At 71.5% G+C, this 1,119-nt stretch carries 1 pseudogene; it reads right to left on the bottom strand.

What is annotated here, in order from left to right:
* A pseudogene (locus LQV45_RS34700) lies at nt 1–1,119 on the bottom strand (SMC family ATPase); the annotation flags it as partial.

Below are 1,119 nucleotides of genomic sequence, written 5' to 3'. Positions count from 1 at the left end.
GTCACCAGCGATGCGCCCGAGTATCCGGAGCGAGTTTTCCGCCAGCCCGGCCGCAAGCACGGCTTCCCGGGCTTTGCGTTCAGCCGCCGCCGATTCCGTCCTGAGCTCCTCGAGGGCGGCGTCGCTGACGATGTCCCCGGCGGCCCGCTCGGCTGCCGCCAGGGCCAGGTCCTCTCCGGCGAACAGTTCCTGGATCCTGGCGGCCTCGTCCTGTCCGGCCCGGATGGCCGTTTCGAGGCTTGTGGCCACCGGCGTTGGCAGCAGCGCTTCCCGCGCCGCGGTTTCGGTGCTGAAACCGGCTCCGGGAAGGGCCACTTCAAGGTGCCGGCGTGCCTCCGCGGTGCGGGCGGCAGCCTGTTCGTGGGCCGAGTGTGCGGCATCGGCGTGCTCCAGGACCGCCGCGGTTGCCGTCAGGGCGGCGATCCGCTGTTCGAGGGTCGCCTGGCCGGCGCGCAGCTTGTCCAGGGTGGCTTCGAGGGCCTGTGCCTGTTCGTCGATTTCGGCGATCGTCGATTGCGTCTGCACGATGCCGGAGGCGGCGTCGGCCTGCGCCCGCTCTGCGTCGGCGATCACCGCTTCGAGTTCTGCCATCCGGGCCCGGCTCGCAGCAAGGTCCGTGGCAGCGCGGACGGCGTCATCAGCCCGTTCCCGGGCCAAGGCTGCCTCCTCACGGGCTTCCCCGGCAGGTGTGTTGCCGCCCTGGGCGGCCAGGACGGCGACGTTCTGTTGGGCCTCGGCGAGCTCACGACCTAGGGCGGCGACGGCTTCTTCTGCCGTGTCGCTGGCCAGTTGCGCGGTTTTCTCGGCCTCGGCGACGGCCAAGGCGGAGGCTGCCGCTGGGGCAGGTGCCGGGTGCTCAGGGCTGCCGCAGACAGGACATGGGACCCCGGCCAAGAGCTGGGTGGCGAGCTCGGCGGCGGCGTTGGTGAGCCGTTGCTCACGGAGGTCCAGCCAGTGCTGCCTCCGGTCCTGGTGCGTGCTGAGGGCCGCGGCGTGCTGTCCGGAGATTGCCGCGCACTCGGCCTCGGCGGCGAGGAAGCGGCCAACGATGGTCACGAGTTCGTCCGCTGCCGTCGCCTCCTTGGTGCGCAACTGGACTTCCGCGGCCAGCTCCTCAAG

Source organism: Microbacterium sp. Bi128 (assembly GCF_918698205.1).
This window is presented reverse-complemented; position numbering and strand designations above follow the sequence as displayed.